This is a genomic window from Rathayibacter sp. VKM Ac-2760, from assembly GCF_009834185.1.
In the GTDB taxonomy this organism is placed as follows: domain Bacteria; phylum Actinomycetota; class Actinomycetes; order Actinomycetales; family Microbacteriaceae; genus Rathayibacter.
This window is the reverse complement of the sequence record NZ_CP047173.1, coordinates 403,616-427,950: the sequence shown is the minus strand read 5'-3', so window position 1 is coordinate 427,950 and position 24,335 is coordinate 403,616. Positions and strand designations below refer to the sequence as shown.

Sequence of the window (24,335 nt, the reverse complement as noted above, 5' to 3'; positions counted from 1 at the left end):
ATGCTGACCACGACCCTCCTGCACCCCGAGATCCTGCACGCCCTCGCCCGCGCGGGCCACGGCTCGCGCATCCTGATCGCCGACGGCAACTACCCCGTCGGCACGACGCTCGGGAAGAGCTCCGCGCTCGTGCACCTCAACCTGCGGCCCGACACCCTCACCGTCGACGAGATCCTCGAGGCGCTGCTGACCGCGATCGTCGTCGAGGAGGCGACCGTGATGACCCCCGCGCCCGGCCTCGACGTGCCCGCGCAGGACGCGTTCCGCGCCACGCTCGCGGGCGTGCCCTTCACCTCGGTCGAGCGCCACGCCTTCTACGCCGAGGCGCGCACCGACGACGTCGCCCTCACCATCGCCAGCGGTGACCGCCGCATCTACGCGAACCTCATCCTGACGATCGGCGTGCGCCCCGCGGACGCCTGAGCGCCGGGCCGCCGCCCCTCCTTCCCCACCCACTCTCCAAAAGTTGCGGTAGTCGCCGCCGACTACCGCAACTTCGGAGGAGTGGGTGCGCCCCGAGCGCGAGCGGCCCCTCCCACCCTCCAGAAGTTGCGGTAGTCGAGCGCGACTACCGCAACTTCGGAGGAGTGGGGTGCGGGCGGGGCGTGCCGCACGCCTGAGAGGGCGCGAGGCGTTCTCCGAGCGGGCGTCCGTACTCTGAGCACCGTGGATCTCGACACCCTCCTCAACATCGGCCTCGTCGTGCTGTTCGTGCTCATCGGCGGCGTGTTCGCCGGGACCGAGATGGCGATCGTCAGCCTCCGCGAGAGCCAGGTGCGCGCGATCGAGGCCGGCAGCGAGCGCGGCCGTCGCATCGCCGAGCTGGTGCGCAATCCCAACACCTTCCTCTCGGCGGTGCAGATCGGAGTGACGCTCGCCGGCTTCTTCTCCTCGGCCTACGGCGCCTCGACGATCGCGCCCGACCTGGTGCCGCCGCTCGAGTCGCTCGGCCTCTCGAACGGCGCGGCCTCGACCGTCGCGCTGATCCTGATGACCCTCGTCATCGCCTACCTCTCGCTCGTGCTCGGCGAGCTGGTGCCCAAGCGCCTCGCGATGCAGAAGTCCGTCGCCTTCACCCGGGTGCTCGCCCCGCCGCTGAACGCGCTCGCGCGAGCGATGCGCCCGATCATCTGGCTGCTGTCGGTCTCGACCGACGCCGTGGTGCGCCTGCTCGGTGCGGATCCGCGCGAGAAGGGCGAGAGCGTCTCGGCCGACGAGGTGCGCGACATGATCTCGAGCAACACCGAGATCGCGGAGGACAGCCGCCAGCTGCTCGCCGACGTCTTCCGCGCCGACGACCGGCGGGTCGCCGAGGTGATGCGCCCGCGGCCGGACGTCGACTTCCTCCGCGGCGATCTGCCCGTCGCCGAGGGCTACGCCGAGGTGCTCGGCCGGCCGCACTCGCGCTACCCGGTCGTCGGCGAGAACCGCGACGACGTCCTCGGCTTCGTGCACGTGCGTGATCTGATGGCCGCGTTCCCGGAGGCGGAGCGGCACGGCACCGCGAGCAGCGTCGCCGACATCACCCGCCCGATCCTCGCCGTGCCCGGCACGACGAAGGTGCTCGCCGCGCTGCGCACGATGCGGCAGGACGGCCACCAGATCGCCGTCGTCATCGACGAGTACGGCGGAACCGACGGCATCATCACCCTCGAGGACCTGCTCGAGGAGCTCGTCGGCGAGATCTACGACGAGTACGACGGCGCCCGCCAGGACGTCGACGCGAAGGCCGGCGAGCAGCTGCAGGATCTCGACGGCGGCATGATCCTGGAGGACCTGGAGGAGCTGCTCGGCATCGAGCTGCCCGAGGGCCCCTACGAGACGGTCGGCGGCTACGTGCTCGACCGGATCGGCCGCGTCGCCGTCGTCGGCGACACGCTCGTCGTCGGCGACCACGTGCTCCGGGTCGCCGAGACGGACCGCTACCGGATCTCGCGGGTCACCCTGACCCCGCAGCCGGCGTCGCAGCCCGCCGCGGCCGACGAGGACCGGCTCTAGCAGTACTGCCGGCTCAGGGCAGCCGCGTCTCGACCCACCGCGTCGCCGGCAGCCCGGTCGCTCCGGGGCGGGCGAGCCACAGTCCGCCGGCCTGCGGGTACCGCGCCCGCTCGTCCGCCGAGAGGTCCCGCGAGGCCGAGGAGATCACCGCGACGTCGAGCCCCTCCCCCGCGAAGGCGATGCTGGAGGAGTGCGGAGCGTCGATCGCGATGCCCTCTCCCTCGAGTCGGCGGCCCTCGGCGTCGTAGACGCGCACGCCGCTGCCACCCCAGACCGAGCACCACAGCCGGCCCTCGGAGTCGACGGTCATCCCGTCGATGAACACGCCCTCCTCGGGCTCGAGGAAGGTCTCGCGGGTGCCGTTCTCGCCGTCGCGGTAGGAGCGGCGGTAGACGACGCCGGACTCGGTGTCGACGGAGTACATCAGCGCGCCGTCGGGCGACCAGGCGAGACCGTTGGAGAGGCGCAGGTCGTGGTCGAGCACCGTGACGGCTCCGTCGTGCTCGAGGCGCAGCAGCACGTCGTCGCCAGCCGAGTCGCCGAGGGTGAGCGAGCCGACGACGAGCCGGCCCTGCGGATCGATCGAGCCGTCGTTGAAGCGGTGCCCCTCCGGCAGCAGCTCGGAGCCGCGGGTGAGCGAGCCGTCGACCTCGAGGATCGCCAGGCGGCGGGTCAGGGCGACCAGCACCCGGCCGTCGCCCAGCGGCAGCGCGCAGCCGACCTGCTCGCCGACGTCCGACCGGGTGATCGCCCCGAGCCCGTCCACGGTGAGCGGCGCGGAGAGCACCGCGCCCGCCTCGATGTCGACCCAGGTGAGCCGCCCGGTCTCGGCGTCCCAGACGGGCCCCTCACTCAGGACGTAGGCGGGCGTTCCAGCGGGCGTCGCAGCGATCATCCCCCCACGCTACCCACCGCGCATGAGAGCCGTCCCCGCCTCCGCGAGATGCCACTTGTGCACACGACACGCCGCGAAAGGCGCGCACAAGTGGCATCTCGCGGAGGGGAGGCTGGCGCGCACGTTGCGGGGAATACACCCGGCAGGCGCGGTGTGGCAAGGGGTGCATAGCCCGGCGATGCTCGGGGCTATCGTCGTCTCGCCGCGTCCGGGACCGCGCGCATCAGCAGCGCAGCCGGGGCGACAGGAAGGCGCGAGCCATGTCGACCGACACCGAAGAGCGCGGCCCCGTCCGGAGCCTCGTCCCCGCCCGCATCGACCGGCTGCCGTGGACGCGGTTCCACTGGTCGATCGTCGTCGGCCTCGGCTTCTCCTGGGTGCTCGACGGCCTCGAGATCCAGATCGTCGCGAGCGCCGGCTTCGCGAAGGAGTTCGACCTCTCGGCCGCGCAGGTCGGCGTGCTCGGCACGGTCTACCTGGTCGGCCAGATCGTCGGCGCCCTGATCTTCGGGCGGCTGAGCGACCGGCTCGGCCGGCGCAAGCTCTTCATCCTGACGCTGGTGATCTACCTGGTCGCGAGCGGCCTGGCCGGGCTCGCGCCGAACTACCTCTTCCTCGCCGTCTTCCGCTTCTTCGCGGGGATGGGCATCGGCGGCGAGTACGCGGCGATCAACTCCGCCATCGACGAGCTGATCCCCTCGAAGTACCGCGGCCGCGTCGACATCGCGATCAACGGCACCTACTGGGGCGGCGCGGCGCTCGGCTCCGCGGCGAACCTCTTCTTCCTCAACGACCAGCTCTTCGCCGAGAACGTCGGCTGGCGGCTCGGCTTCTTCCTCGGGCCGATCCTCGGGCTCGCGATCATCTACCTCCGCCGGCACATCCCCGAGAGCCCGCGCTGGCTGATGACCCACGGCCGCGAGGAGGAGGCGGAGCGCACCGTCGACGAGATCGAGCGCCGCGTCGAGTCGGAGGGCGGGAACCTCGAGCCGGTCGACGACTCGCAGGCGATCACGGTCAAGGCGACCGAGAGCATCCCGTTCCGCACCATCGCGCGGGTGCTGATCAAGCAGTACCCGAAGCGGACGCTGGTCGGCGCGACGATGATGATCACCCAGTCGTTCCTCTACAACGCGATCTTCTTCACCTACGCGCTCGTGCTGGAGAACTTCTACGGCGTGGAGCAGAACGCCGTCTCGTACTTCTTCTTCCCGTTCGCGATCGGCAACCTCGTCGGACCGCTGGTGCTCGGCCACCTCTTCGACGTCTGGGGCCGGCGGAAGATGATCTTCCTCACCTACGGAGTCTCCGGCGCGGTGCTCGCGCTGTCGGCGCTGCTGTTCAGCATGGACGTGCTGACCGCGACGACCCAGACGATCCTCTGGTGCGTCTCGTTCTTCTTCGCCTCCGCGGGCGCCTCGAGCGCCTACCTCACGGTCAGCGAGATCTTCCCGCTGGAGCTGCGCAGCCAGGCGATCTCGTACTTCTTCACCCTCGGCCAGATCGCCGGCGCCGTCGCGCCCACCCTCTACGGCGTGCTGATCGGCGACGGCAGCGACCGCGGCCCGCTCACCGTCGGCTACTTCGTCGGCGCGGCCGTCATGATCGTCGGCGGCGTCGTCGCGCTGATCTTCGGCGTCGACGCCGAGCGCCGCAGCCTCGAGAGCATCACCGAGCCCCTCTCCACGGTCCACGACTGACCCCCTCCCGCGAGATGCCACTTGTGCACGCTTTGCACGGCGTGTCGCGTGCACAAGTGGCATCTCGCGGCGGGGAGGGGGCGCGCGCGGGTCAGCCGACGTGCACGCCCGGGCGGCGCTCGCGGCGGGGCTCGGCGCGGCGCAGGACCTCGCGGGTGACGGGGGCGACCTCGCCGGTGCCGGTGATCAGGAAGCGGAACATGTTGGAGAGCGGGCCGCCCTCGGTCCACTCGAAGTAGACGTCCGGGCGGACCCCGGTGAGATCGCGGATCTCGAGGAGCACCGTCGCGATGGTGTTCGGGATGTTGCCGCTCGTCACCGTGAGCACGCGGAAGCCGTGCTGCACGCGCCCCTCCACCACCAGGTCCTCCTCGAAGTCGGACGAGTCGGTGGTGTGCACCTCGAGGAAGAGGATCGGGCCGCGCATCGGCAGGTTGCTGTCGCGCTGCTCCTCGGCGAGCTTGTCGCGGTACTCGGCCTCGGACCCGTCGTCGGGCTCGTTGGCGAGGATGCGGATCACGCCGTAGTCGTCGGCGTCCGTGCTGAGGAAGTCGAGCGCCTGCGCGTCGAACGTCACCGAGGTGGCCCGCAGCTGGAACGAGCGCCGCACCCGCGAGATCAGCGACACCACGAGGATCCCGAGGATGAACAGGCTCGCGATCCGCACGCCGTCCGGCCGCTCCACCACGTTCACCACCGTCGTGTAGACGAAGACGAGCGCGATCACCGCGAAGCCGATCGCGCGCTTGCGCTGCTTCTTCCGCTTCGCCGAGAGGAACACGGCGACGGAGGCGGAGGTGATCAGCACCAGCACGCCGGTCGCGTACGCGCCGCCCTGCGCGTCGACGTCCGCCTGGAACAGGATCGTGATGAGGAACGCGACGGCCGTGAACACCAGCACCAGCGGGCGCACCGCCGCGGCCCACTGCGGCGCCATCCCGTAGCGCGGGAGGTAGCGCGGCACGATGTTGAGCAGTCCCGCCATCGCCGAGGCGCCCGCGAACCAGAGGATGCAGATCGTGCTGATGTCGTAGGCGGTGCCGAAGGCGTCGCCGAGGTACTCGTGCGCGAGGTAGGCGAGGGCACGGCCGTTGGCCTGACCGCCGGGCTGGAACTCGGCCTGCGGGATCAGCAGCGTCGTGACGAAGCTCGAGGTGATCAGGAACGCGGACATCGTGACGGCGGCGGTGATCAGCAGCCGCTTCGCCCCGCGGATGCGCCCGAGCGGCGCCGCGTCGGTGTCGCTCGCGTCGCCGCGGATCTGCGGCATCACGGCCACACCGGTCTCGAAGCCCGAGAGCCCCAGCGCCAGCTTCGGGAAGACGATCAGCGCGATCCCCACCATGATCAGCGGATTCCCGTGCTGCGTCGTCAGCGCCGACCACCAGTTCCCGATCACGACCGGATTCTCGGCGACGTGCGCGATCGCGACCACGATGACGACCGCGTTCAAGGCGAGGAACACCGCGACCAGCACCACCGCGATCGAGATCGCCTCCTTGAAGCCGCGGAGGAAGACGATCCCGAGCAGGGCGACCAGACCCAGCGTCAGCGGCACCTCCGCGCCGTGGAACCACTCCGGGGCGAACGGGTTCTCCACCGCGTGGGCGGTCGCGTCGGCGGCCGAGAGCGTGATGGTGATCATGAAGTCGGTCGCCGCGAAGCCGAGCAGCACCAGCACGAAGAGCTTGCCGCCCCACCAGGGCAGCAGCCGCTCGAGCATCGCGATCGAACCCTCGCCGCGGAAGCTCTCGCGGGCCACGCGGCGGTAGACGGGCAGCGCGCCGAACAACGTCAGCAGCACCAGCACGATCGTCGCGAGCGGCGAGACGAGGCCGGCGGCGAGCGCCGCGATCGCGGGCTGGTAGCCGAGCGTGGAGAAGTAGTCGACGCCGGTCAGGCACATCACGCGCCACCACGAGTGGGTCTTCTCGGTGGTCGAGTGCGGTCCGGGGTGCGTGCCGGAGCCGTCGCGCAGCCCCTCGAGCAGCCACGCCTTCACTCCGCCGGAGCGCGCGGAATCGAGGGGCGAAGGTTCGAGGGCGTCGGCGTCGCCGCGGACGAGAGAGGAGGTCACTGGACGTGTCTACTCGGCGGAGGCGGCTCAGGAGCCGAGAACGGCCGGATCCATACGGTTCCCTAACGGGCAGTTCGCGGAGGGGCGCCGCGGATCACGCCTGTCGCGCGGACAACCGGTGCACAACGAAGGCTGGATGCCCGGATCAGCCCGGAAAAGGGGCGATCGCGGCCATCCAGCCTCAGTCGTGCACGGGGCGGAGGTCTACTCCTCGACGACGATGGTCGTGATGACCGGGTTGCGGCGGTGGCGGCGGGTCAGCCAGCGGCCGAGGGTGCGGGTGATCAGCTTCTCGATCGCGTCACGGTCGGTCGGCTGGCCGGCGGCCTGCAGCACCGCGTCGTCGATCGCCTTGCTGGCGTTGGCCTTCCAGCTCGCCTCCTCGACGAAGCCGCGGGTGAAGAACTCGACCGGCTCGCCGAGCGTGCCGCGGTCGAGGTCGACGATCGCGAGCACCGTGATGGCGCCCTCCTCCGCGAGCACGCGGCGGTCGATCATCGCGTCCTCGGTCGCGACGCCGATCGTGGTGCCGTCGACGAAGACGAGGTCGGCGGGGATGCGGCCGCTCATCCGCGAGCGCCCCTTGACGAGGTCGATCGAGACGCCGTCCTCGACGACGAAGACGTTCTTCTCGTCGATGCCGGTGCGGGTCGCGATCGCGGCGTTGGCCGTGAGATGGCGCCACTCGCCGTGCACGGGCAGGACCGCGGTGGGGCGGAGGATGTTGTAGCAGTAGGCGAGCTCGCCCGCGCTGGCGTGGCCGGAGACGTGCACCTTGGCGTTGCCCTTGTGCACCACGGTCGCGCCCCAGCGGGTGAAGGCGTTGATGATCCGGTAGATCGCGTTCTCGTTGCCGGGGATCAGCGAGCTGGCCAGCAGCACGGTGTCGCCGGGGCCGATGTCGATGATGTGGTCCTTGTTGGCCATGCGCGAGAGCGCGGCCATCGGCTCGCCCTGCGAGCCGGTGCAGATCATCACGATCTCGGTCGCGGGCAGCTTCTCGAGCACCTTCATGTCGACGACGAGGCCGGCCGGGATCTTCAGGTAGCCGAGCTCGGCGGCGATGCCCATGTTGCGGACCATCGAGCGGCCGACGAAGGCGACCTTGCGGCCGTGCTTCTGCGCGGCGTCCAGCACCTGCTGGATGCGGTGCACGTGGCTCGCGAAGCTGGAGACGACGATGCGGCGCGGCGCGGTGCGGAACACCTGGTCGATCGCGGGGGCGAGGTCGCCCTCCGAGATGGCGAAGCCGGGGACGTCGGCGTTGGTGGAGTCGACCAGGAAGAGGTCGACGCCCTCGTCGCCGAGGCGCGCGAAGCCGGGGAGGTCGGTGGTGCGGCCGTCGAGCGGGAACTGGTCCATCTTGAAGTCGCCCGTGTGCAGCACGAGGCCGGCCTCGGTGCGGATGGCGACCGCGAGGCCGTCGGGGATGGAGTGGTTGACCGCGAGGAACTCGAGGTCGAAGACGCCGGCGTCGATCCGGTCGCCCTCCTTCACCGGGCGGGTGCGCGGGGTGATGCGGTGCTCGGTGAGCTTCGCGGTGATCAGCGCGAGGGTGAAGGTCGACGCGATGATCGGGATGTCACCGCGCTCCTTGAGGAGGTACGGCACGCCGCCGATGTGGTCCTCGTGGCCGTGGGTGAGCACGATCGCCTCGATGTCCTTCAGGCGCGAGCGGATCGCGGCGAAGTCGGGCAGGATCACGTCGATGCCGGGCTGGTTCTCCTCGGGGAAGAGGACGCCGCAGTCGACGATGAGCAGCTTGCCCTCGTGCTCGAAGACGGTCATGTTGCGACCGATCTCGCCGAGGCCGCCGAGCGGGGTGATCCGCAGGCCGCCCTTCTCGAGCGGCTTGGGGGCGGGGAGTTCGAGGTGGTGGCGCACGGGCTTGGCGGTTCTGGCGTTTCGCATGGGTTCTTTCCGGTGGAGGACGTGGCGTCGTGCTGGTGCGCGCGGCCTCCGCATCGTGCGGAGCGCCTCGGCGCAGGTGGTCTGTGGTGTCGCAGGCGGGCTGCACGGCCTCGTCCGCTGTCACCCGGGTCGTGCTCCGCGCCGCATCGTGCGGCACCGGGAGCGGTGCGGGTGGCGGCTCGTCTCGCGGTGAGGAGGTGGATCCGGAGTGTGCGGATCGCAGCAGAGACCGCGCGGCCACTCCCAGCATGACAGCATCCGCCGGGACTTGTCCGCACGGCGGCGGATTCGACGCGCTCACGCGGAAACGCGAGATGCCACTTGTGAGCACGACACGCCGTGATTCTCAATCAGATTTGTCAAGCCAGCGGGGATGGTCTGGCTCGGTCGTTCTTCCTTCTCTCCCAGCGTTTTTTGTCTGGAAGGCACGTAGTGCCGAGCAGGGTCGGAGGTGGGAGCGCAACCCGGAGGGCGGAGGAGGAGAGGTTGTCGGCGCGATATGAGGGAGCGCAGCGACCGCGTGCCGAGAACCTCGGAGGAGCCGGCCGCGCAGCGGCTTGCGTGGACGCCGCAGGCCCGTACGCTGCCGAAGGCTTCCAGGCAAAAATGCGCACAGCGCTCAGCACCGTCGCCGGCCGAAGGTCGGCGTCCGCTCGTTCGCTCGTCTCCGTGAACCGCGACGGTCGTCGCGGCGGCTTTCAGTGGTCTTCGGTGAGGTGGCGGTAAATGGTGCCGCGGGAGACGCCGAAGGTCTCAGCGATCTGCTGAACCGTGTAGGTCTTCTCGTCGTACATCGCGCGCGCCTGCTTCGCCTTCGTGGGCGTCATCTTGAACCGCCCGCCGCCCTTGCGACCGCGAGCCCGAGCGGCGGCGAGGCCGTCGTGAGTGCGCTCCACGATGAGGTCGTGCTCGAACTCCGCGATCGCGGCGAGCATATGGAAGAACAGCCGCCCGCCCGGAGTGGTGGTGTCTATGCCCTGAGACAGAGCCTTCAGCCCGACGCCGCGCTGCTGGAGGCCGTCGGCCACCTCTTTCAGGTTCCGCACGGACCGGCCGAGGCGGTCAAGCTTGGTCACGACGAGGGAGTCACCCTCGCGGAGGTAGTCGAGAGCGTCCTCGAGCGCGGGACGCTTCGCGAGCACTCCGGAGGCATGCTCCACGAACACCTTCGCGCAGCCGGCGGCCGTGAGCGCGTCGGTCTGAGCGTCAGGGTTCTGGTCTCTGGTCGAGACGCGCGCGTATCCGATCGAAGCCACGAGCCGACTGTACTGCGGACGTAGGTCACGGGTCATAGGTCTCGGACACGAGCTGTGGAACACAACGCGCCGATCGAGGCGGTGCGCTGCTCGACCGTCTCGCGAACGATCGTTCGTGAGTCTGGACCTGGTCGACACTGTGCGCCCTGAGATCAACGGGTGATGCGCGCGCTCTCGGCATGTGGCGGCGGTGAGGATGCCCTGTGAGGGGTCGTGCGGGGGCGCGGCCTCAGAGGGTGCGGAGGTCGCTGACATGATGACCGGATGCTGATCGCTTACGTGGACGAGTCCTACACACAGGACTTCTACTTCATCGGCGCTGCCGTGACGACGCAGGAGAAGTGGGAGCAGCTCGAGCAGGGCTACGCCGCCCTCCGGGACCAGATCGCCGCAGACTACGGAGTCCCGGCCGATGTCGAGTTCCACGGGCACGAGCTGATGGGCGGCGCCGGCGAGTGGGCTCCCCTACGCGGGAAGCACCGCGAGGCGGCCGGCATCTACGCGGCCGCGCTGCGCGTCGCGCAGGAGGCTGAGGTCCGTTACCTGTTCCGGGGCGTGGACGTGAAGCGTCTGAACGCTCGGTACCGGTACCCGGAGCAGCCGCACAAGATCGTGCTGCAGCACCTGCTCGAGCGGGTGAACGAGTACCGCCGCGACGTCTTCTCCTCCGATACCGAGGAGGTGATCGTCGTTGCCGACGAGATCGCGACGCAGGAGGAGCACCGGCGGCAGTTCGAGAGCTACCGGTCGCTGGGCACGCCGGGGTACCTGACGAGCCGCCTTGACCTGATTTCATCCCCGATCCAGTTCGCGTCCTCGAGGAACGCTGCTGGGGTGCAAGCTGCCGACCTTGCGGTCTACCTGCATCGGCGCCGCCAGACGGTGACGGAGACGCACCCGAAGTCCGCGGCGACGATGGCGCGGTTGAGCGGCCTGGTCGCCGCGTCGACGTCGCACGACTGGATCTGGACGCCTTAAAAACTAAGACCCCACCGAGGCGGGGTCTTAGGCTGGCAACGTTCCGGGAACCGGCCCGTTGTGACGATCACGATACACGCGGATCCTGGACGAGTCACGACCTCACGGGCGCCGCCGTTCAATGAGGATCGTGTCGCGCCACTGGCCGGCCGCTGGCCCGTACGTCATCTGCGCGATGCGCTCGCGAGTGCCCACGCGGCGGAATCCCGCGCGGTCGTGGAGGGCGAGGCTGGCGATGTTCTCGGGGAAGATGCTCGCCTGGATCGTCCACAGGTCCGCGTTCTCCGCCGCGGCGATGAGCTCGGCGAGAAGCATCGAACCGACACCGCGGCCTCGTGCGACGGCGGCGATGTAGACAGAGTGCTCGACCACGCCCCCGTAGACGGGCCGAGTCGAGACCTTCGACAACGCGCCCCAGCCGAGGATCTGTTCTCCGTCGAAAGCAACAAGGCGTCCGACTTCCATCTTCCCCGCATTAAACGCCTCCCCCGATGGCGGTTCGGCCTCGAAGGTGGCGTGACCGGTCGCGATGCCCTCGCGGTAGATCGCCTCCACCGCCGCCCAGTCCTCGGGAGCCATAGGCCGGACCGCGGTCATGAGCAGCAGCTTCCTCCGGCGGATCCGATGTCGGTGGAGCAGACGCCGGTTTCGGGAAGCACGAGCTGCACGAGGCGGGCCGCGGCGTGATCGCCTGCGAGCTCGTCTGCGATGGAACGGACCTGTTCGTAGCCGGTGACGAGCAGGAACGTCGGCGCCCTGCCGTATGACTTCATCCCGGCGATGTAGAAGTTCGGCTCGGGGTGGGCGAGTTCCGCGACGCCGTGCGGGTCGACGGTGCCGCAGGAGTGCAGGTTCGGGTCGATGAGCGAGGCGAGTGCGCGGGGCGCTTCCACGATCTCGTCCAGGGAGACGCGGATCTCGCGCAGCATGTCGAGGTCGGGCCGGAACCCGGTGGCCTGCACCACGACATCGGCTTCGACGCTCTCGCGCTCCTTCCGCCGCCGCCCCAGCACCGTGACGCCGCCGGAGGGGGTCTTCTCGAGGCGGTCGATTTCGAAGCGGTCCAGGAGAGTGATCGCGCCTTCGCGGACGAGCTGATGGACGGTGCCGCCGAGCTTGCCGCGCTCCTCGAGCTCGTCATCTCCCGAGCCGAAGACGCGCAGCGGGCTGGTGCCGCGGATCGCCCAGGTGATCCTCGTATCCGGTTCCTCGCGGGCGAGACGGGCGAGCTTGATCAGGGTGTTCGCGGCGGAGTGGCCGGCGCCGACGACGAGGACGCTCTTCCCGGCGAACCGGGCACGGTCGGCGCCGAGCACGTCCGGCAGTGCGTGACTGAGATGCTCCGCGACATCGAGGACACCGATTGGGTCAAGGCCCGCGGAGGCGAGCGCGTTGGGTGTGGAGTAGGTGCCGGAAGTGTCGATAACCGCGCGGGCGGTCACGTCGGTGACGCCCTCCAGTGTGTCCAGGCGCAGCAGGAACGGGGTGCCCGCGCGGCCGGTGGAGCGGGTGCGGTCCATGCCCTCGCGGGTCACGGCGGTGACGCGCGAGCGGTACCGGATGACCGGGGCGAGCTGCGGGGTCGCGGCGAGGGGCGCGAGGTAGTCGCGGACGAACTCGTGCCCGGTCGGCAGCTTCTTCGCGGCGGGCGCCTCCCAGCCGGCAGCGTCGAGCAGGCGTCCGCAGGCCGCGTCGACCAGGTACTCCCACGGGGAGAACAGCCGGGTGTGTCCCCACTGCTGCACGGCGGCGCCGGCGCTGTCTCCGGCCTCGTAGACGATGACGTCGAGGCCGCGCTCGAGCAGCTGCGCGGCAGCGGCGAGGCCGACAGGGCCGGCGCCGATCACCGCGACGGGGAGGCCGGTGAGGCGGCGCTCGTCGGTGCGGGGCGGGACGGTCAGCAGCATGGTCATCAGGTGCACTCCTCAACATCGACGGTCATCGATGGACCGAGTCTGCCCCGGTATATCGATGGCTGTCAATGTGTGGGAGGGTGGAGGCATGGCGACGACCGAGCTGACTCTCACCGCGGCGGCGGCCGCGTGCTGCGCGCCGCTTGCGCGTGAACCGCTGAGTGCCGAGGGCGCGGAGCTGCTGGCCCGGGCGCTGAAGGCGATGGCGGATCCGGCGCGGCTTCGCCTGGTGTCGATCGTCGCGTCGAGCAGCTCAGGTGAGGTGTGCGTGTGCGACTTCACGGAGCCGGTCGGGCTGAGTCAGCCCACGGTGTCGCACCACTTGAAGATCCTCGTGGACGCCGGGATCCTGGCCCGCGAGAAGCGCGGCACCTGGGCGTACTTCTCCCTCGTCCCCGGTGCGCTCGACTCCCTCGCGGGGATGCTCACCCGCGTCTGATCAGGCGGCCGTGACCCTCGCCGCGAGAGCGTCGACGCGCGCGGCAAGCTCGTCGTAGGCCGCATCGAACGCGGCATCCGTGCCGGCAGGCACCGGGTCGGGAATCGACCAGTGCAGCGCGTCCGAGCCGAGCTCCTCGTGCGCGGCGTCGCAGACGGTGACGATGAGGTCGGCATCGGCGGCGACGTCCACGAACTGCTGCGGGGCTACTTCGGGTAGCGGGAGGCCGTGACGTTCGGCGGTCGCGATCGCGCCGGCCGCCACCGCGGCGGCCGGGTGCGTACCGGCGGAGGCCACGGGGATGGGGCTGCGCTGCGCCCAGAGCCGGGCGGCGAGCTGGGAGCGGGCGGAGTTCGCGGTGCACACGAACAGCACCCGCCGCGCGGCGGCGGTGGTCGAGGGCCCGAGCTGATCGAACGCGCCGGGGATCAGGTGGACGTAGCTGCGGCGCCGGTCCGCCTCCGAGCGGCGACGGAGGATCATGCCCTCCCGCTCGAGGACGGCGAGGTGGTGCGCGACGAGGTTCGAGGGCATCCCGAGGCGGTCCTGCAGCTCCCGCGGCGCCAAGTCTCCGAGCGTGAGCAGGTCGGTGATCCGCAGGCGCGCGGGATCGCTGAGGGCCGCGTGGCGGGCGGCCCGCGCTTCGAGTTCGGTTCGCTCGGTGTTCATTGACTCAATCTTGACTGAGTGATCGTGAGCGGTCAAGATGGCCGACGACATGGACACCACTTCCCCTCCTCCGCTCGCTCGTCGGGCCGTGGCCGAGTTCCTCGGCACCGGCCTCCTCGTGGCGATCGTCGTCGGCTCCGGCATCGCCGCCCAGTCGCTCTCCCCGGACGACGTCGGCCTGCAACTGCTGGAAAACTCCCTCGCGACCGCGCTGGGACTGGCGGTGCTGATCCTCGTCTTCGGCCCGGTGTCGGGGCGCACTTCAACCCGCTCGTCTCCGCCGTCGACGCGCTCCTCGGTCGTCGCGACCGCACCGGCCTGCTGGGGCGGGAGCTGGCGGTGTTCGTGGGCGCGCAGCTGCTCGGAGGCATCGGCGGCGCGGTCCTCGCGAACGCGATGTTCGAAATCCCGTCCTCGATCGCGACGACGGAGCGGGTCACCGCCGGGCACCTGCTCGGGGAGGTCATCGCCACTGCGGGCCTGGTCCTCGTGATCCTCTCCCTCGCCCGCACGCACCGCGGCCCGCTCGCGGCGGCCGCGGTCGGCGCGTACATCAGTGCGGCGTACTGGTTCACGTCCTCGACCTCGTTCGCGAACCCCGCCGTGACCCTCGGCCGCGTCTTCACCGACACCTTCGCCGGCATCGCCCCCACCTCCGTCCTGCCCTTCGTCGGCGCGCAGCTCGTCGGTGCCGCGATCGGCGTCGGCATCGCCGTGTTCCTCTTCCCGGGCGCCGCCCGGACCGCCGGGGACCTCGTCGTCCCCGCCACCACCTCGACCTCTTCGCACGTCTGATCCGAAAGGCCCATCTGATGCATCTCGTCGCCATCGGCGGCAGCGACGCGGGGATCTCCGCCGCGCTGCGCGCCCGCGAGCTCGACCCGTCCGTCGACGTGACCGTCGTCGTCGCCGATTCGTACCCGAACTTCTCCATCTGCGGGATCCCGTACTACTTCTCCCGCGAGGTCCAGCCGTGGCAGTCGCTCGCGCACCGCACCCACGCCGACCTCGAAGCCACCGGCATGACCCTGCGCCTGGACACCTTCGCGACCGACATCGACGTCGCCGGACGGCAGCTCACCGTCCGCACCCCCGACGGCTCGCTCGACCGGATCGGGTACGACGAGCTGATCGTCGGGACCGGGGCGCTCGCCTCCTCGGCCGGGATCGCCCGAGTGGACGAGCTGGGGCCGGAGGACGGAGTGCACGTGCTGCACTCGATGGGCGACACCTTCGCGCTCGAGCGGTACCTCGACAGCCGCGACCCGCAAACCGCGATCATCGTCGGCGCCGGCTACGTGGGCCTGGAGATGGCCGAAGCGCTCACCGTTCGCGGCCTCCAGGTCACGCAGCTGCAGCGTGGCCCGGAAGTGCTCTCCACCCTCGACCCCAAACTCGGCGCCCTCGTCCACACCGAACTCGATCAGCACGGCGTCGAGGTGCTCACCCGAACGACCGTCGCCTCGATCGAGAAGACCGCGACCGGCCTCGCCGTGCACGCCGACCACGACGGCACACCCCTCACGCGCACCGCCGATGTCGTGCTTCTCGTCGTCGGCGTGAAGCCGAACACCGATCTGCTCGCCCGCGCCGGCGCATCCCTCGGCGCCGGCCGCGCCGTCGTCGTCGACGAGGCCATGCGCACCGGCCTTCCCCACGTGTTCGCCGCGGGAGACGGAGTGACCACGCACCACCGCCTGCTCGGCAGCACCTACCTGCCGCTCGGCACGACCGCGCACAAGCAGGGCCGGGTCGCGGGCGAGAACGCCCTCGGCGGCGACGCTCGCTTCGCCGGTTCCGTGGGCACGCAGGTCGTGAAGGTCTTCGACCTCGTCGCCTCCCGCACCGGCCTCCGCGAGCACGAAGCCATCGCCGCCGGCTTCGCCCCGGCGACGACGACCGCGGTCGCGGACGACCACAAGCGCTACTACCCGGGCGCGCAGCCCATCACGATCCGCATCACCGGCGACACCCGGGACGGCCGCCTACTCGGAGCGCAGCTCGTCGGCCGCCTCGGCACCGAGACCGCCAAACGCGTCGACACCTACGCGACCGCCCTGTTCGCCGGACTCACCGTCGAGCAGGTCTCCGACCTCGACCTCTCCTACACACCCCCGCTCGGCTCCCCGTGGGACGCCGTGCAGATCGCCGCCCAGACCTGGACCCGCACCACCACCGGAAGCAGCATCCCCGCATGACCGAGAAGCCCACCGTCCTCTTCCTCTGCCAGCACAACGCCGGCCGCTCCCAACTCGGCGCAGGCCTGCTCGAAGTCCTCGCCGGCGACCGCTACACCGCCACCTCCGCCGGGCTCTCGCCCGCCGACACCGTGAACCCCGCGATCGCGGCGACCGTCGCCGAGCTCGGCCTCGACATCAGCGACCGCACCCCCCGCGCCGTCACGGTCGACGACCTCGAGAACGCGGACATCGTCGTCGCGATGAAGCCCGGCCTCACCCTCCCCGCGACTCCGACCGGCCGGTTCCTGGAATGGACGTTCCCCGACCCGACCGACTGGAGCGCCGAGAACGTCCGCCCCCTCCGCGAGGCCGTCGCTGAGCGGATCCGAGTCGAGCTGCTCACCTGATCGCAAGACGCTCTACGGGCTCATCATCTAGTATCTGCGTATGCACATAGATACGCAGCCATGTGGGTTGAGCGTCGAGTCCGAGTACGTCGAGCTCGCGGTGGAGGTGTTCGCGATGCTCGCGGACGCGACGCGCATCCGCATCATCCTCGCGCTGCGCAGCGCTGGCGAGTTGTCGGTGAATCGCCTCGCGGAGATCGTGGACAAGAGCCCGGCGGCAGTGTCGCAGCATCTCGCGAAGCTGCGGCTTGGACGAATGGTGCAGACCCGCCGCGAAGGAACGACGGTCTTCTACCGCCTCACGGACGAGCACGCGTCTGCCTTGGTCATCGACGCGGTCAAGCAGGCGGAACACGTCGTCGGCAATGCTCCGCACCACCAGACCGGAAGCGCGCAGTCATGACCGCTCAACACAGCCACACCAGCGACCACGACCACGACCACGACCACGACCACGACCATCATCACGACCACGGGCACTCCCATCCGCACGGAGGGGTGAAGGGGTTTCTCTACGGACTGTTCGTGCCACATTCTCACGATGCGGCCGACTCGATCGATGACGCGATGGAGGCGTCGACCGCGGGGGTGCGTGCGCTGAAGATCAGCCTGTTCATCCTCCTGGGCACCACCGTCCTTCAGGCGGTGCTGGTCGTGTACACCGGGTCGGTGGCTCTGCTGGCCGACACCATCCACAACTTCGCGGACGCCCTGACGGCGATTCCACTGTGGATCGCGTTCGTCCTCGGGCGGCGTGCCGCGACCCGCCGCTACACCTACGGCTACGGGCGAGCCGAAGACCTCGCGGGGATGTTCATCGTGTTCGTCGTCGCCCTGTCCGCGGTCATCGCCGGCTGGGAGGCCATCAACCGCCTCATCCACCCCCGCCCGATCGAGAACGCGTGGCTGCTCGTCGCTGCCGGCCTCATCGGTTTCGCCGGGAACGAGATCGTCGCTGTCTACCGCATCCGCGTCGGCCGGAAGATCGGCTCCGCAGCTCTCGTCGCGGATGGCGTCCACGCCCGGCTCGACGGGTTCACCTCGCTCTCCGTCGTCCTCGGCGCGATCGGAGTACTCCTGGGCTTCCCGCTCGCGGATCCCATCATCGGACTGCTCATCGCCGCGTCGATCCTCGTGCTCCTGTGGGGCACCGTGAAATCCGTCGGCGCCCGACTCATGGACGCCATCGACCCCGACCTCTACGAACGAGCCGAACACGCCCTCAAGCACACCAGCGGTGTGAAGCAGGTCCGCGACCTGCACCTGCGTTGGATCGGGCACCGACTGACCGGCTCCGCGAGCATCACCGTGGCCGATACCGACCTCATCGAAGCGACCCGCATCGCCGAGTACGCCGCCACTCACGTCCACGAGACGATCCGCAACCTCGACGACTTCACCGTGACCCCCATCGCACCCTGACGCCGGAAACCTTCGCGCACCGGCCGGAGGGCACTGCGCACGCTGAACACCGGCCGGAGCGGCGGCACAAGCTCACGCAGGACCACCTGGTCGAACGGGTGCGCGGGGAATGAACGCACCTCCAAACCCGTTGTCGAATACCCCAGGGGGGTATACGGTTCGGGGAGGTCGGTTCAGGCCGGAAGGAGTCACGATGGTCAAGCACGAGGGACATTCGAGCGGGCACGGTGAGCACCACGGTGCGATGTCGATGCCGGCGCAGTCCGAGCATCACGATCACGCGACGCCGGGGGATCACGGTTCTTCGCATGGTCAGGCCGTGAGTACTGCTCCGGACGGTCACGCCGGTCACCCTGTCAGCAGCGAGCACGGGGACCCTGCCGGTCACCCGGGTCACGGCGAGCACGACAGCCACGCGGGGCACCACGACCACGGCGGGCATGGGGGTCATGGCGGCCACGGGGATCACGTGGGTCAGTTCCGGCGTCTGTTCTGGATCATGCTGGTGTTCGCGGTGCCGGTGGTCGCGTTCAGCGGCATGTTCTCGATGATCTTGGGGTACTCCCTCCCTGACGTTCCGGGGGTGGAGTGGATTTCGCCCGTGCTCGGGACGGTGATGTATGTGTGGGGCGGTCGGCCGTTCCTGCAGGGGGCGGTGTCGGAGCTGCGTTCCAGGACGCCGGGGATGATGCTGCTGATCGCGTTGGCGATCACGGTCGCGTTCCTCGCGTCGTGGGGCGCGAGCCTGGGTGTGCTGGATCACGAGCTCGATTTCTGGTGGGAGCTCGCGCTGCTGATCGTGATCATGCTGCTCGGGCACTGGATCGAGATGCGCTCCCTCGCGCAGACGTCCTCCGCGCTGGACTCTCTCGCGGCGCTGCTGCCGGATGAGGCGGAGCGGGTGCGCGGCGGCGAGGTGGAGAAGGTGTCTCCCGCGGACCTGGTGCAGGGCGACGTCGTGATCGTGCGTCCCGGCGGCCGGGTGCCGGCGGATGGCCGGGTGATCGAGGGCACCGCGGATGTGGACGAGTCGATGATCACCGGGGAGTCCCGCGCGGTCAGCCGCGGGCCGGGATCGATGGTCGTGGCGGGCACGGTCGCCACGGACACCGCGCTGCGGGTCGAGGTGACGGCGGTCGGTGACGACACTGCTCTCGCGGGCATCCAGCGTCTGGTCACGGAGGCGCAGAACTCGTCCTCGCGCGCGCAGCGGATCGCGGATGTCGCGGCGGGGTGGCTGTTCTGGTTCGCGTTGGGCGCGGGAGTGATCACCGCGATCGTGTGGTCGCTGCTGGGCAGCCCGGACGATGCGGTGATCCGCACGATCACCGTTCTGGTGATCGCGTGCCCGCACGCGTTGGGCTTGGCGATCCCGCTGGTGGTGTCCATCGCGACCGAGCGCGCCGCGAAGGGCGGCGTCCTGGTCAAGGACCGTCTCGCGTTGGAGAGCATGCGCACCGTCGACACGGTCCTGTTCGATAAGACGGGCACCCTCACCAAGGGCGAGCCGACCCTTTCGGCCGTGCACGTTTCCGGGGACCTGTCCGAGGAGCAGCTGCTCGCAGTGGCCGCGGCGGTGGAGGCGGACAGCGAGCATCCCCTCGCTCGCGCGATCGTCGCTGCGGCTGCGTCGCGAGGTGTCAGGGCGGCGAAGGCGACCGGGTTCGAGGCGTCGACAGCGGTCGGTGTCACGGCGAGCGTCGAGGGCGTGAAGGTGAGCGTGGGCGGTCCGTCGATGCTCCGCGCGCACGACGCGGCGCCGCTCGAGCAGACGCGGGCGTGGGAGGCGGAAGGGATGATCATCCTGCACGTGCTCCGCGACGGCCGTGTCATCGGTGCTCTGGGGCTCGCGGACGAGGTGCGGGAGGAGTCCCGGCAGGCGGTCGAGGCGCTGCATGCGATCGGCGTGCAGGTGGTCATGATCACCGGCGACGCCGAAGCCGTCGCCCGCACCGTCGGGGACGAGCTCGGCATCGACCGGGTGTTCGCCGGTGTGAAGCCGGAGGACAAGGCCGCGAAGGTCATCGAGCTGCAGAAGGAGGGCCGACGCGTCGCGATGGTCGGGGACGGCGTGAACGATGCTCCCGCTCTCGCGCAGGCCGACGTCGGGATCGCGATCGGTGCCGGCACGGACGTCGCGATCGCGTCGGCCGGGGTGATCCTCGCGTCGGATGATCCCCGGTCGGTGCTGTCCGTGATCGAGCTGTCCCGGGCGAGCTTCCGCAAGATGAAGCAGAACCTGTGGTGGGCGGCCGGCTACAACCTGCTCTCCGTCCCCCTGGCCGCGGGCGTTCTCGCCCCGATCGGGTTCGTGCTGCCCATGTCGGTGGGTGCGCTGCTGATGTCCGCGTCCACGGTCGTCGTCGCCGTGAACGCGCAACTGCTGCGCCGCCTGGATCTCTCCCCCGAGGCGAGCACTCGTGCCGCGCGCGAGCGCGGCACGAGTCCGGTCGCTCACGAGGACGCGCGCAGCACCGTCCAGGTCACGCCGTAGTCGCTGCTGGCGACCACTCCGCGTTCGTCGGCGGCGAGAACCCATGGTTCTTCGCCGTCGACGAGCGCGAACGCCTCCGGCGTCCCCTCGACCGCCCCGTGGCTTTGCCAGGGGCCCTCGAGAGTTCCCGTCCACAGCGTCCCATCGACGTCCACTCCCACCAACTCCCCGCCGGTACTGCTGTCCACGAGGAACAGCGCCGGCGCGCCCGAGACGGGACGGAAGGTCACTGCCGCGTCGTCGCTGACCTGCAAACCCGTCTCGGTGGTCGCGAACACCCGGTCGGGGCGCTCGAAATCGGCGGTCAGATCGCGAAGCGGCAGCTGCGCCGCCTCAGTCCAGTCGGCGCCGGAGTCGTCGCTGCGGAGGATGACGCCGCCGCTGGCGTCGTACCCGTAGACGCGGGTGGTGGTGTCGGGGAGGGCGACGGTGGCGAGGTCGTGGAAATCCGTCTCTCCGCTGAGGGACAGCGGCTCCCAGGTGGCGGCCGCATCGGTGCTGCGGATCAGGCCCAGGTTCGGACCCGCCGCCGCCGCATCGGCGGGGTCGGGATGCCCGGACGCGTAGAACACGCCGTCCGGGGTGATCGTGAATCCCATCGTGTCCTGCGCCCGGCCACCGATCGGCCCCTCACCCGCACCTGTGTCGGTGGTGGGGGTGGTGGGGTAGGTGTCCGGGAGGGTGTCGGTGGGGATCACCCACACGCCCGAGTGCGCGGCCGCGTAGGTGAGGCCGGTGATCGGATCCCAGCCCAGCCCGTGCACGTGCTCCAACCCTCCCGGCGCGGCCACGAGCGCCCCGGTGTCCTCACCCGCTGTGGCGGCGGCGCAGCCGGAGAGTAGCGCGAGCGTCGCGGCGACGCTGACGGCGGCGGCGAGACGGCGGGGGTGGTGCGGACGGTCAGCCAAGGGTGACTCCTCGGGCGCTCATGAACGGTTCGGGGTCGACGCGGGCGCCGTCGACGCGGGTCTCGTAGTGGAGGTGGCAGCCGGAAGACGCTCCGGTGGAGCCCACGAGAGCGACGCTCTGCCCGGCGGTGACGCTCTGCCCGACCGAGACGAGCAGAGTGCTGTTGTGGGCGTAGCCGGTCTGGATGCCGTTGCCGTGATCCAGGAGCACCCAGTTGCCGTAGGAGCCCAGCGGGCCTGAGTACGCGACGGTCCCCGCGGACGCGGCAGCGACGGGGACCCCGCAGCCGGCCGCGAGGTCGGTGCCGTAGTGGAAGGATCCGACTCCGGCGACGGGCTTGTTCGGGCGCGGCCCGAACGCGGAACTGATCCACCCCGACACCGGCTTCACCCACCCCGACCCGGAGGGCACCGGAGCCGGCGCGCCGGCCGCGGGAGCCGCGGGACGGGAGGCGGGTGCGGTGGCGCCGGACACGGGAGCGGGCGCCGTGCGGACAGCGGTGGCCGCGGCCTGCGCGGCGCGGGCGGCGGCGGCTTGCGCGGCCTGCGCGGCCGCGGCCGCATCGGCGGCTCGGCGGGCGTCCTCGCCGCGCTGGTAGTCGGCTTCGGTCGCTGCGCGGTCCTCGGTCAGGACGCTGAGCTGCGCCTGCAACGTCGCCGCGTTCGCCGCCTGCTCGTCGCGGCGCTGCTGCACCGCGTCGGCGGCCGCGATCGCGTCGGCCAACGCGTCCTGCGACGCGCTCGCCAGCTCGCCCAGTTCCGCTGTCGCGATGTCCGCCTGCTCGGTGAGCGCCTGGGCGGTGTTCGCGTCGGTCGTCGCGGTCGCGTAGATCGTGTCGGTCGTCTCGGCCAGCTTGCTCATCGTCGCGAGCTGGTTCAGGAGGTCGCTGCTGTCCGTCCCCGTCAGCAGCGACAGCGTGAGGTTCGTGCCGGCGGTGCGGGACAGGGACGCTGCGAGACGGCCCGCCTGCACCTGCGACGTGTCAGCGCGGACCGACGCGGCGTCCGCCTGCTCCTGCAACGTCACCGCGCGATGGTTCGCTCGGTCGTAGGCGCCCTGAGCCTGCTCGTACTCCTCCCCGCGCTGCTGCTGGTCGCGTTGCGCGGCGGCGACGTCCGCCTCCAACCCCTCGAGCAGGCCGGTGAGCTCGGTGATCTGCGCGGCGGTGCTCGCTTCGCTCTCGCGAGCGCTCTGCACCTGCTCCCAGCTCGGATACTCCGCCGCCCGGGCAGCGGGCGCGGTGAGCAACAGGGACGCGGTGACAGCGAGCACGAGCACCGCCGCTGCACCCGCGCGGCGTGCGGGCGTGGTGCGCGGCTCAGCCAAGTCCGACCCCCAGATCGCTCATGAACACCTCAGGGTCCACGGGGCTGCCGTCGACGCGGGTCTCGAAGTGCAGGTGGCAGCCGGAGGACGCTCCGGTGGAGCCGACCAGCGCGATGAGGTCGCCGGCCGCGACGGTGTCGCCCACGTCCACGAGCAGCTCGCTGTTGTGGGCGTAGCCGGTCTGAATGCCGCCGCTGTTCTCCAGCAGGATCCAGTTGCCGTAGCTGCCGGCGTAACCGGCTTCCTCGACCGTGCCGCTGGCGGCGGCGACCACGGGGGTTCCGCAGGCAGCGGCGAGGTCGGTGCCCTTGTGGAACGCGCTCACGCCCGCGACCGGAGCATCAGGGCGCGGACCGAACGTGCTCGAGATGCGCCCGGAGACGGGGAGCGTCCACGCGGCGGAGGTCACGTCCGTGTCGGCGGTGGAGGAGGCGGAGTCATCCGACGCGTCGTCCACGAGTTCCGTGGCGACGGCGGTGGAGACCAGCACTTCGGGTTTGGCTTCCGCGCTGAACGCGTCGCGGGTGACGGTGAGCTGCACCGCGCCGGCCGCGACGAACGTCTGCGGCTGCACCTCACGGGAGGTCAGGGCCGCGGTCGCGGCCGGGGTACCGTCGACGGCGAACGCGGGCATGGAGGAGGTCACCGCGATCATCGCGACGAGCGTCATCGCGGAAACACCCGCCAGACGCGGACGCATCGTGCGCGTCCCCGGGGGCAGCGGGCGCGGGCGGGCGGCGGCGCGACTGGCCTGCTGCAACGCGTGAGCGTCCGCCCGCGAGGGCGCCGTGTACGTCACTCGGCGTCCCAGCGTGAGGGCCGCCTGCCGCGGGGACGCGTCGCGGGTCCGGGTGCGGTGGACGTCGCGGCGGCGCGGGTCGCTCGTCGGTGTCGACGGGGCGCTCACCGGGTAGCTCCCGAACGAAGCAGGCGCGGGGGGAGAGAGGTGTGGTGCATGGGGAACGTTTCTGGTTCGAGCGCTCTGAAACGGCGCGAAGAAGAAGGGGTGGAGGGCCGCCAGGTACGGCGACCCCCCACCCGGGCGCGGCGGTGTCGCGCGCGCCCAAGGGCGCGACGCAGCAGCGCTGCGCCTGCACAGGAGAGGGGAAGGGGCGTCAGGATGGCGGGTCAGCGGGACGCGAGGAGGTCCTGCATGGTCGCGATCTCCTCCGTCTGCGTCTGCACGATCGTGTTCGCCATCTCGATCGCGTCAGAGTTCTGGCCCTCATCGACCTCGGTCTGCGCCATCTCGACGGCACCCTCGTGGTGCATCGTCATCTGCTCGAGGAACAGCTTCTCCGCCTCGACCCCGGACGCGCTCTCCAGCGCGGACATGTCCTCATCGGACATCATCCCGTCCATGCTGTGGTCCATGCCCGACATCGAATCCTCCGCACCCCACGCGGTGATCCACTCCTCGAGCTGAGAGATCTCCGGCCCCTGCGCGTCCTTGATCTGCGCCGCCAGGTCGGTGACCTCGGCGCTGATGCCGTCCTTCGCGAGGATCATGTCGGCCATCTCCACCGCCTGCTCGTGGTGGGGCTTCATCATCTGCGCGAACATCACGTCCTGATCGTTGAAGTCCTCCGCCGCCGCAGCGGACGAGGAGGCAGGAGCGGAGGAGCTGCTGTCGCTCATCCCGTCCATGCCGCTCATCCCGGAGGAGCCGTTCGAGCAGGCGGACAGGGTGATCGCGGTCGCCAGAGCGAGAGTCGAGGCGAGAAGAGTGCGCTTCGTGTTCATGAGTCGTTGTATCCATTC

The 24,335-nt window shown here is 70.4% G+C and carries 21 protein-coding genes and 1 pseudogene; 11 read left to right on the top strand and 11 right to left on the bottom strand.

Features of this window, described 5'->3' with window-relative positions:
• Together GSU72_RS01890 and GSU72_RS01885 are read left to right on the top strand one after the other, a co-directional pair.
• Positions 1-423: an RbsD/FucU family protein gene (locus GSU72_RS01890; RefSeq protein ID WP_159983243.1), complete on the top strand. Its 423-nt coding sequence runs from the start codon at positions 1-3 to the stop codon at positions 421-423.
• A gap of 243 nt (positions 424-666) precedes the next feature.
• The gene (locus GSU72_RS01885) at positions 667-1,998 is read left to right on the top strand and encodes a hemolysin family protein (protein ID WP_159983241.1); all 1,332 of its coding nucleotides are present in this window, start codon (positions 667-669) and stop codon (positions 1,996-1,998) included.
• Positions 1,999-2,011: 13 nt separating this feature from the next.
• Here GSU72_RS01885 and GSU72_RS01880 read toward each other — a convergent pair whose 3' ends face one another.
• A complete protein-coding gene (locus GSU72_RS01880; protein WP_159983239.1) occupies positions 2,012-2,893 on the bottom strand; it encodes an SMP-30/gluconolactonase/LRE family protein in 882 nt (293 codons plus the stop codon).
• A 260-nt stretch (positions 2,894-3,153) separates the two neighbouring features.
• Here GSU72_RS01880 and GSU72_RS01875 point away from each other — a divergent pair, with 260 nt between their 5' ends.
• Positions 3,154-4,593 carry an MFS transporter gene (locus GSU72_RS01875; RefSeq protein ID WP_159983237.1) on the top strand — a complete coding sequence of 480 codons (1,440 nt, stop codon included), beginning with the start codon at positions 3,154-3,156 and terminating at the stop codon, positions 4,591-4,593.
• Between the two features lie 91 nt (positions 4,594-4,684).
• On the opposite strand, the gene GSU72_RS01870 is transcribed toward GSU72_RS01875, so the two are convergent.
• The 3 genes from GSU72_RS01870 to GSU72_RS01860 form a co-directional block, all read right to left on the bottom strand.
• Positions 4,685-6,499 carry an amino acid transporter gene (locus GSU72_RS01870; protein ID WP_244256069.1) on the bottom strand — a complete coding sequence of 605 codons (1,815 nt, stop codon included), beginning with the start codon at positions 6,497-6,499 and terminating at the stop codon, positions 4,685-4,687.
• A gap of 375 nt (positions 6,500-6,874) precedes the next feature.
• Positions 6,875-8,581 (bottom strand): ribonuclease J, encoded by a 1,707-nt coding sequence (locus GSU72_RS01865; protein WP_159983235.1) that lies wholly within the window; start codon positions 8,579-8,581, stop codon positions 6,875-6,877.
• Between the two features lie 698 nt (positions 8,582-9,279).
• The gene (locus GSU72_RS01860) at positions 9,280-9,837 is read right to left on the bottom strand and encodes a recombinase family protein (protein ID WP_159983233.1); all 558 of its coding nucleotides are present in this window, start codon (positions 9,835-9,837) and stop codon (positions 9,280-9,282) included.
• A 264-nt stretch (positions 9,838-10,101) separates the two neighbouring features.
• Here GSU72_RS01860 and GSU72_RS01855 point away from each other — a divergent pair, with 264 nt between their 5' ends.
• Entirely contained in the window at positions 10,102-10,815 is a 714-nt protein-coding gene (locus GSU72_RS01855; protein WP_159983231.1) for a DUF3800 domain-containing protein, read from the top strand.
• 102 nt (positions 10,816-10,917) lie between these two features.
• On the opposite strand, the gene GSU72_RS01850 is transcribed toward GSU72_RS01855, so the two are convergent.
• Together GSU72_RS01850 and GSU72_RS01845 are read right to left on the bottom strand one after the other, a co-directional pair.
• A complete protein-coding gene (locus GSU72_RS01850; protein WP_159983229.1) occupies positions 10,918-11,412 on the bottom strand; it encodes a GNAT family N-acetyltransferase in 495 nt (164 codons plus the stop codon).
• Positions 11,409-12,728 carry an FAD-dependent oxidoreductase gene (locus tag GSU72_RS01845; protein ID WP_159983227.1) on the bottom strand — a complete coding sequence of 440 codons (1,320 nt, stop codon included), beginning with the start codon at positions 12,726-12,728 and terminating at the stop codon, positions 11,409-11,411. The genes GSU72_RS01850 and GSU72_RS01845 overlap by 4 nt, the downstream gene beginning before the upstream one ends.
• An 88-nt stretch (positions 12,729-12,816) precedes the next feature.
• Between GSU72_RS01845 and GSU72_RS01840 the strand changes: the two genes are divergently transcribed.
• Positions 12,817-13,167, top strand: coding sequence for a metalloregulator ArsR/SmtB family transcription factor (locus GSU72_RS01840; RefSeq protein ID WP_055794488.1), 351 nt, complete (start codon positions 12,817-12,819; stop codon positions 13,165-13,167).
• On the opposite strand, the gene GSU72_RS01835 is transcribed toward GSU72_RS01840, so the two are convergent.
• Positions 13,168-13,836: a helix-turn-helix domain-containing protein gene (locus GSU72_RS01835; protein ID WP_159986582.1), complete on the bottom strand. Its 669-nt coding sequence runs from the start codon at positions 13,834-13,836 to the stop codon at positions 13,168-13,170. It abuts the gene before it with no gap.
• A 49-nt stretch (positions 13,837-13,885) separates the two neighbouring features.
• On the opposite strand from GSU72_RS01835, the pseudogene GSU72_RS01830 reads away from it, so the two are divergent.
• The 6 genes and pseudogenes from GSU72_RS01830 to GSU72_RS01805 all read left to right on the top strand — a co-directional run bounded on the left by GSU72_RS01830 (position 13,886) and on the right by GSU72_RS01805 (position 20,339).
• Positions 13,886-14,631 (top strand): annotated as a pseudogene (locus tag GSU72_RS01830) (MIP/aquaporin family protein).
• 17 nt (positions 14,632-14,648) lie between these two features.
• A complete protein-coding gene (locus tag GSU72_RS01825; RefSeq protein WP_159983225.1) occupies positions 14,649-16,034 on the top strand; it encodes an FAD-dependent oxidoreductase in 1,386 nt (461 codons plus the stop codon).
• Entirely contained in the window at positions 16,031-16,423 is a 393-nt protein-coding gene (locus GSU72_RS01820) for a low molecular weight phosphatase family protein (protein ID WP_159983223.1), read from the top strand. The genes GSU72_RS01825 and GSU72_RS01820 overlap by 4 nt, the downstream gene beginning before the upstream one ends.
• 40 nt (positions 16,424-16,463) lie before the next feature.
• Positions 16,464-16,826 (top strand): metalloregulator ArsR/SmtB family transcription factor, encoded by a 363-nt coding sequence (locus tag GSU72_RS01815; protein ID WP_159983221.1) that lies wholly within the window; start codon positions 16,464-16,466, stop codon positions 16,824-16,826.
• The gene (locus GSU72_RS01810) at positions 16,823-17,845 is read left to right on the top strand and encodes a cation diffusion facilitator family transporter (protein WP_159983219.1); all 1,023 of its coding nucleotides are present in this window, start codon (positions 16,823-16,825) and stop codon (positions 17,843-17,845) included. Before GSU72_RS01815 ends, GSU72_RS01810 begins: the two co-directional genes overlap by 4 nt.
• Positions 17,846-18,038: 193 nt before the next feature.
• Positions 18,039-20,339, top strand: a complete 2,301-nt coding sequence (locus tag GSU72_RS01805; RefSeq protein ID WP_244255931.1) for a heavy metal translocating P-type ATPase — start codon at positions 18,039-18,041, stop codon at positions 20,337-20,339.
• Here GSU72_RS01805 and GSU72_RS01800 read toward each other — a convergent pair.
• From GSU72_RS01800 to GSU72_RS01785, 4 genes are all read right to left on the bottom strand, one after another.
• Positions 20,300-21,247 carry a F510_1955 family glycosylhydrolase gene (locus GSU72_RS01800; protein WP_159983217.1) on the bottom strand — a complete coding sequence of 316 codons (948 nt, stop codon included), beginning with the start codon at positions 21,245-21,247 and terminating at the stop codon, positions 20,300-20,302. The genes GSU72_RS01805 and GSU72_RS01800 overlap by 40 nt on opposite strands.
• Positions 21,240-22,574 (bottom strand): M23 family metallopeptidase, encoded by a 1,335-nt coding sequence (locus tag GSU72_RS01795; protein ID WP_159983215.1) that lies wholly within the window; start codon positions 22,572-22,574, stop codon positions 21,240-21,242. The genes GSU72_RS01800 and GSU72_RS01795 overlap by 8 nt, the downstream gene beginning before the upstream one ends.
• Entirely contained in the window at positions 22,567-23,244 is a 678-nt protein-coding gene (locus tag GSU72_RS01790) for a M23 family metallopeptidase (protein WP_208545128.1), read from the bottom strand. The genes GSU72_RS01795 and GSU72_RS01790 overlap by 8 nt, the downstream gene beginning before the upstream one ends.
• 458 nt (positions 23,245-23,702) lie before the next feature.
• Positions 23,703-24,317 (bottom strand): DUF305 domain-containing protein, encoded by a 615-nt coding sequence (locus GSU72_RS01785; RefSeq protein ID WP_159983211.1) that lies wholly within the window; start codon positions 24,315-24,317, stop codon positions 23,703-23,705.
• Between the last annotated feature and the right edge of the window lie 18 nt (positions 24,318-24,335).

Bases quoted from the DNA above. Each gene is read 5' to 3' on its own strand.
- GSU72_RS01890 (WP_159983243.1), top strand. From the start codon at position 1: ATGCTGACCACGACCCTCCTGCACCCCGAGATCCTGCACGCCCTCGCC.
- GSU72_RS01880 (WP_159983239.1), bottom strand. From the start codon at position 2,893: ATGATCGCTGCGACGCCCGCTGGAACGCCCGCCTACGTCCTGAGTGAG.
- GSU72_RS01875 (WP_159983237.1), top strand. From the start codon at position 3,154: ATGTCGACCGACACCGAAGAGCGCGGCCCCGTCCGGAGCCTCGTCCCC.
- GSU72_RS01870 (WP_244256069.1), bottom strand. From the start codon at position 6,499: ATGTGCCTGACCGGCGTCGACTACTTCTCCACGCTCGGCTACCAGCCC.
- GSU72_RS01865 (WP_159983235.1), bottom strand. From the start codon at position 8,581: ATGCGAAACGCCAGAACCGCCAAGCCCGTGCGCCACCACCTCGAACTC.
- GSU72_RS01855 (WP_159983231.1), top strand. From the start codon at position 10,102: ATGCTGATCGCTTACGTGGACGAGTCCTACACACAGGACTTCTACTTC.
- GSU72_RS01850 (WP_159983229.1), bottom strand. From the start codon at position 11,412: ATGACCGCGGTCCGGCCTATGGCTCCCGAGGACTGGGCGGCGGTGGAG.
- GSU72_RS01845 (WP_159983227.1), bottom strand. From the start codon at position 12,728: ATGACCATGCTGCTGACCGTCCCGCCCCGCACCGACGAGCGCCGCCTC.
- GSU72_RS01840 (WP_055794488.1), top strand. From the start codon at position 12,817: ATGGCGACGACCGAGCTGACTCTCACCGCGGCGGCGGCCGCGTGCTGC.
- GSU72_RS01835 (WP_159986582.1), bottom strand. From the start codon at position 13,836: ATGAACACCGAGCGAACCGAACTCGAAGCGCGGGCCGCCCGCCACGCG.
- GSU72_RS01825 (WP_159983225.1), top strand. From the start codon at position 14,649: ATGCATCTCGTCGCCATCGGCGGCAGCGACGCGGGGATCTCCGCCGCG.
- GSU72_RS01820 (WP_159983223.1), top strand. From the start codon at position 16,031: ATGACCGAGAAGCCCACCGTCCTCTTCCTCTGCCAGCACAACGCCGGC.
- GSU72_RS01815 (WP_159983221.1), top strand. From the start codon at position 16,464: ATGCACATAGATACGCAGCCATGTGGGTTGAGCGTCGAGTCCGAGTAC.
- GSU72_RS01810 (WP_159983219.1), top strand. From the start codon at position 16,823: ATGACCGCTCAACACAGCCACACCAGCGACCACGACCACGACCACGAC.
- GSU72_RS01805 (WP_244255931.1), top strand. From the start codon at position 18,039: ATGGTCAAGCACGAGGGACATTCGAGCGGGCACGGTGAGCACCACGGT.
- GSU72_RS01790 (WP_208545128.1), bottom strand. From the start codon at position 23,244: ATGACGCTCGTCGCGATGATCGCGGTGACCTCCTCCATGCCCGCGTTC.
- GSU72_RS01785 (WP_159983211.1), bottom strand. From the start codon at position 24,317: ATGAACACGAAGCGCACTCTTCTCGCCTCGACTCTCGCTCTGGCGACC.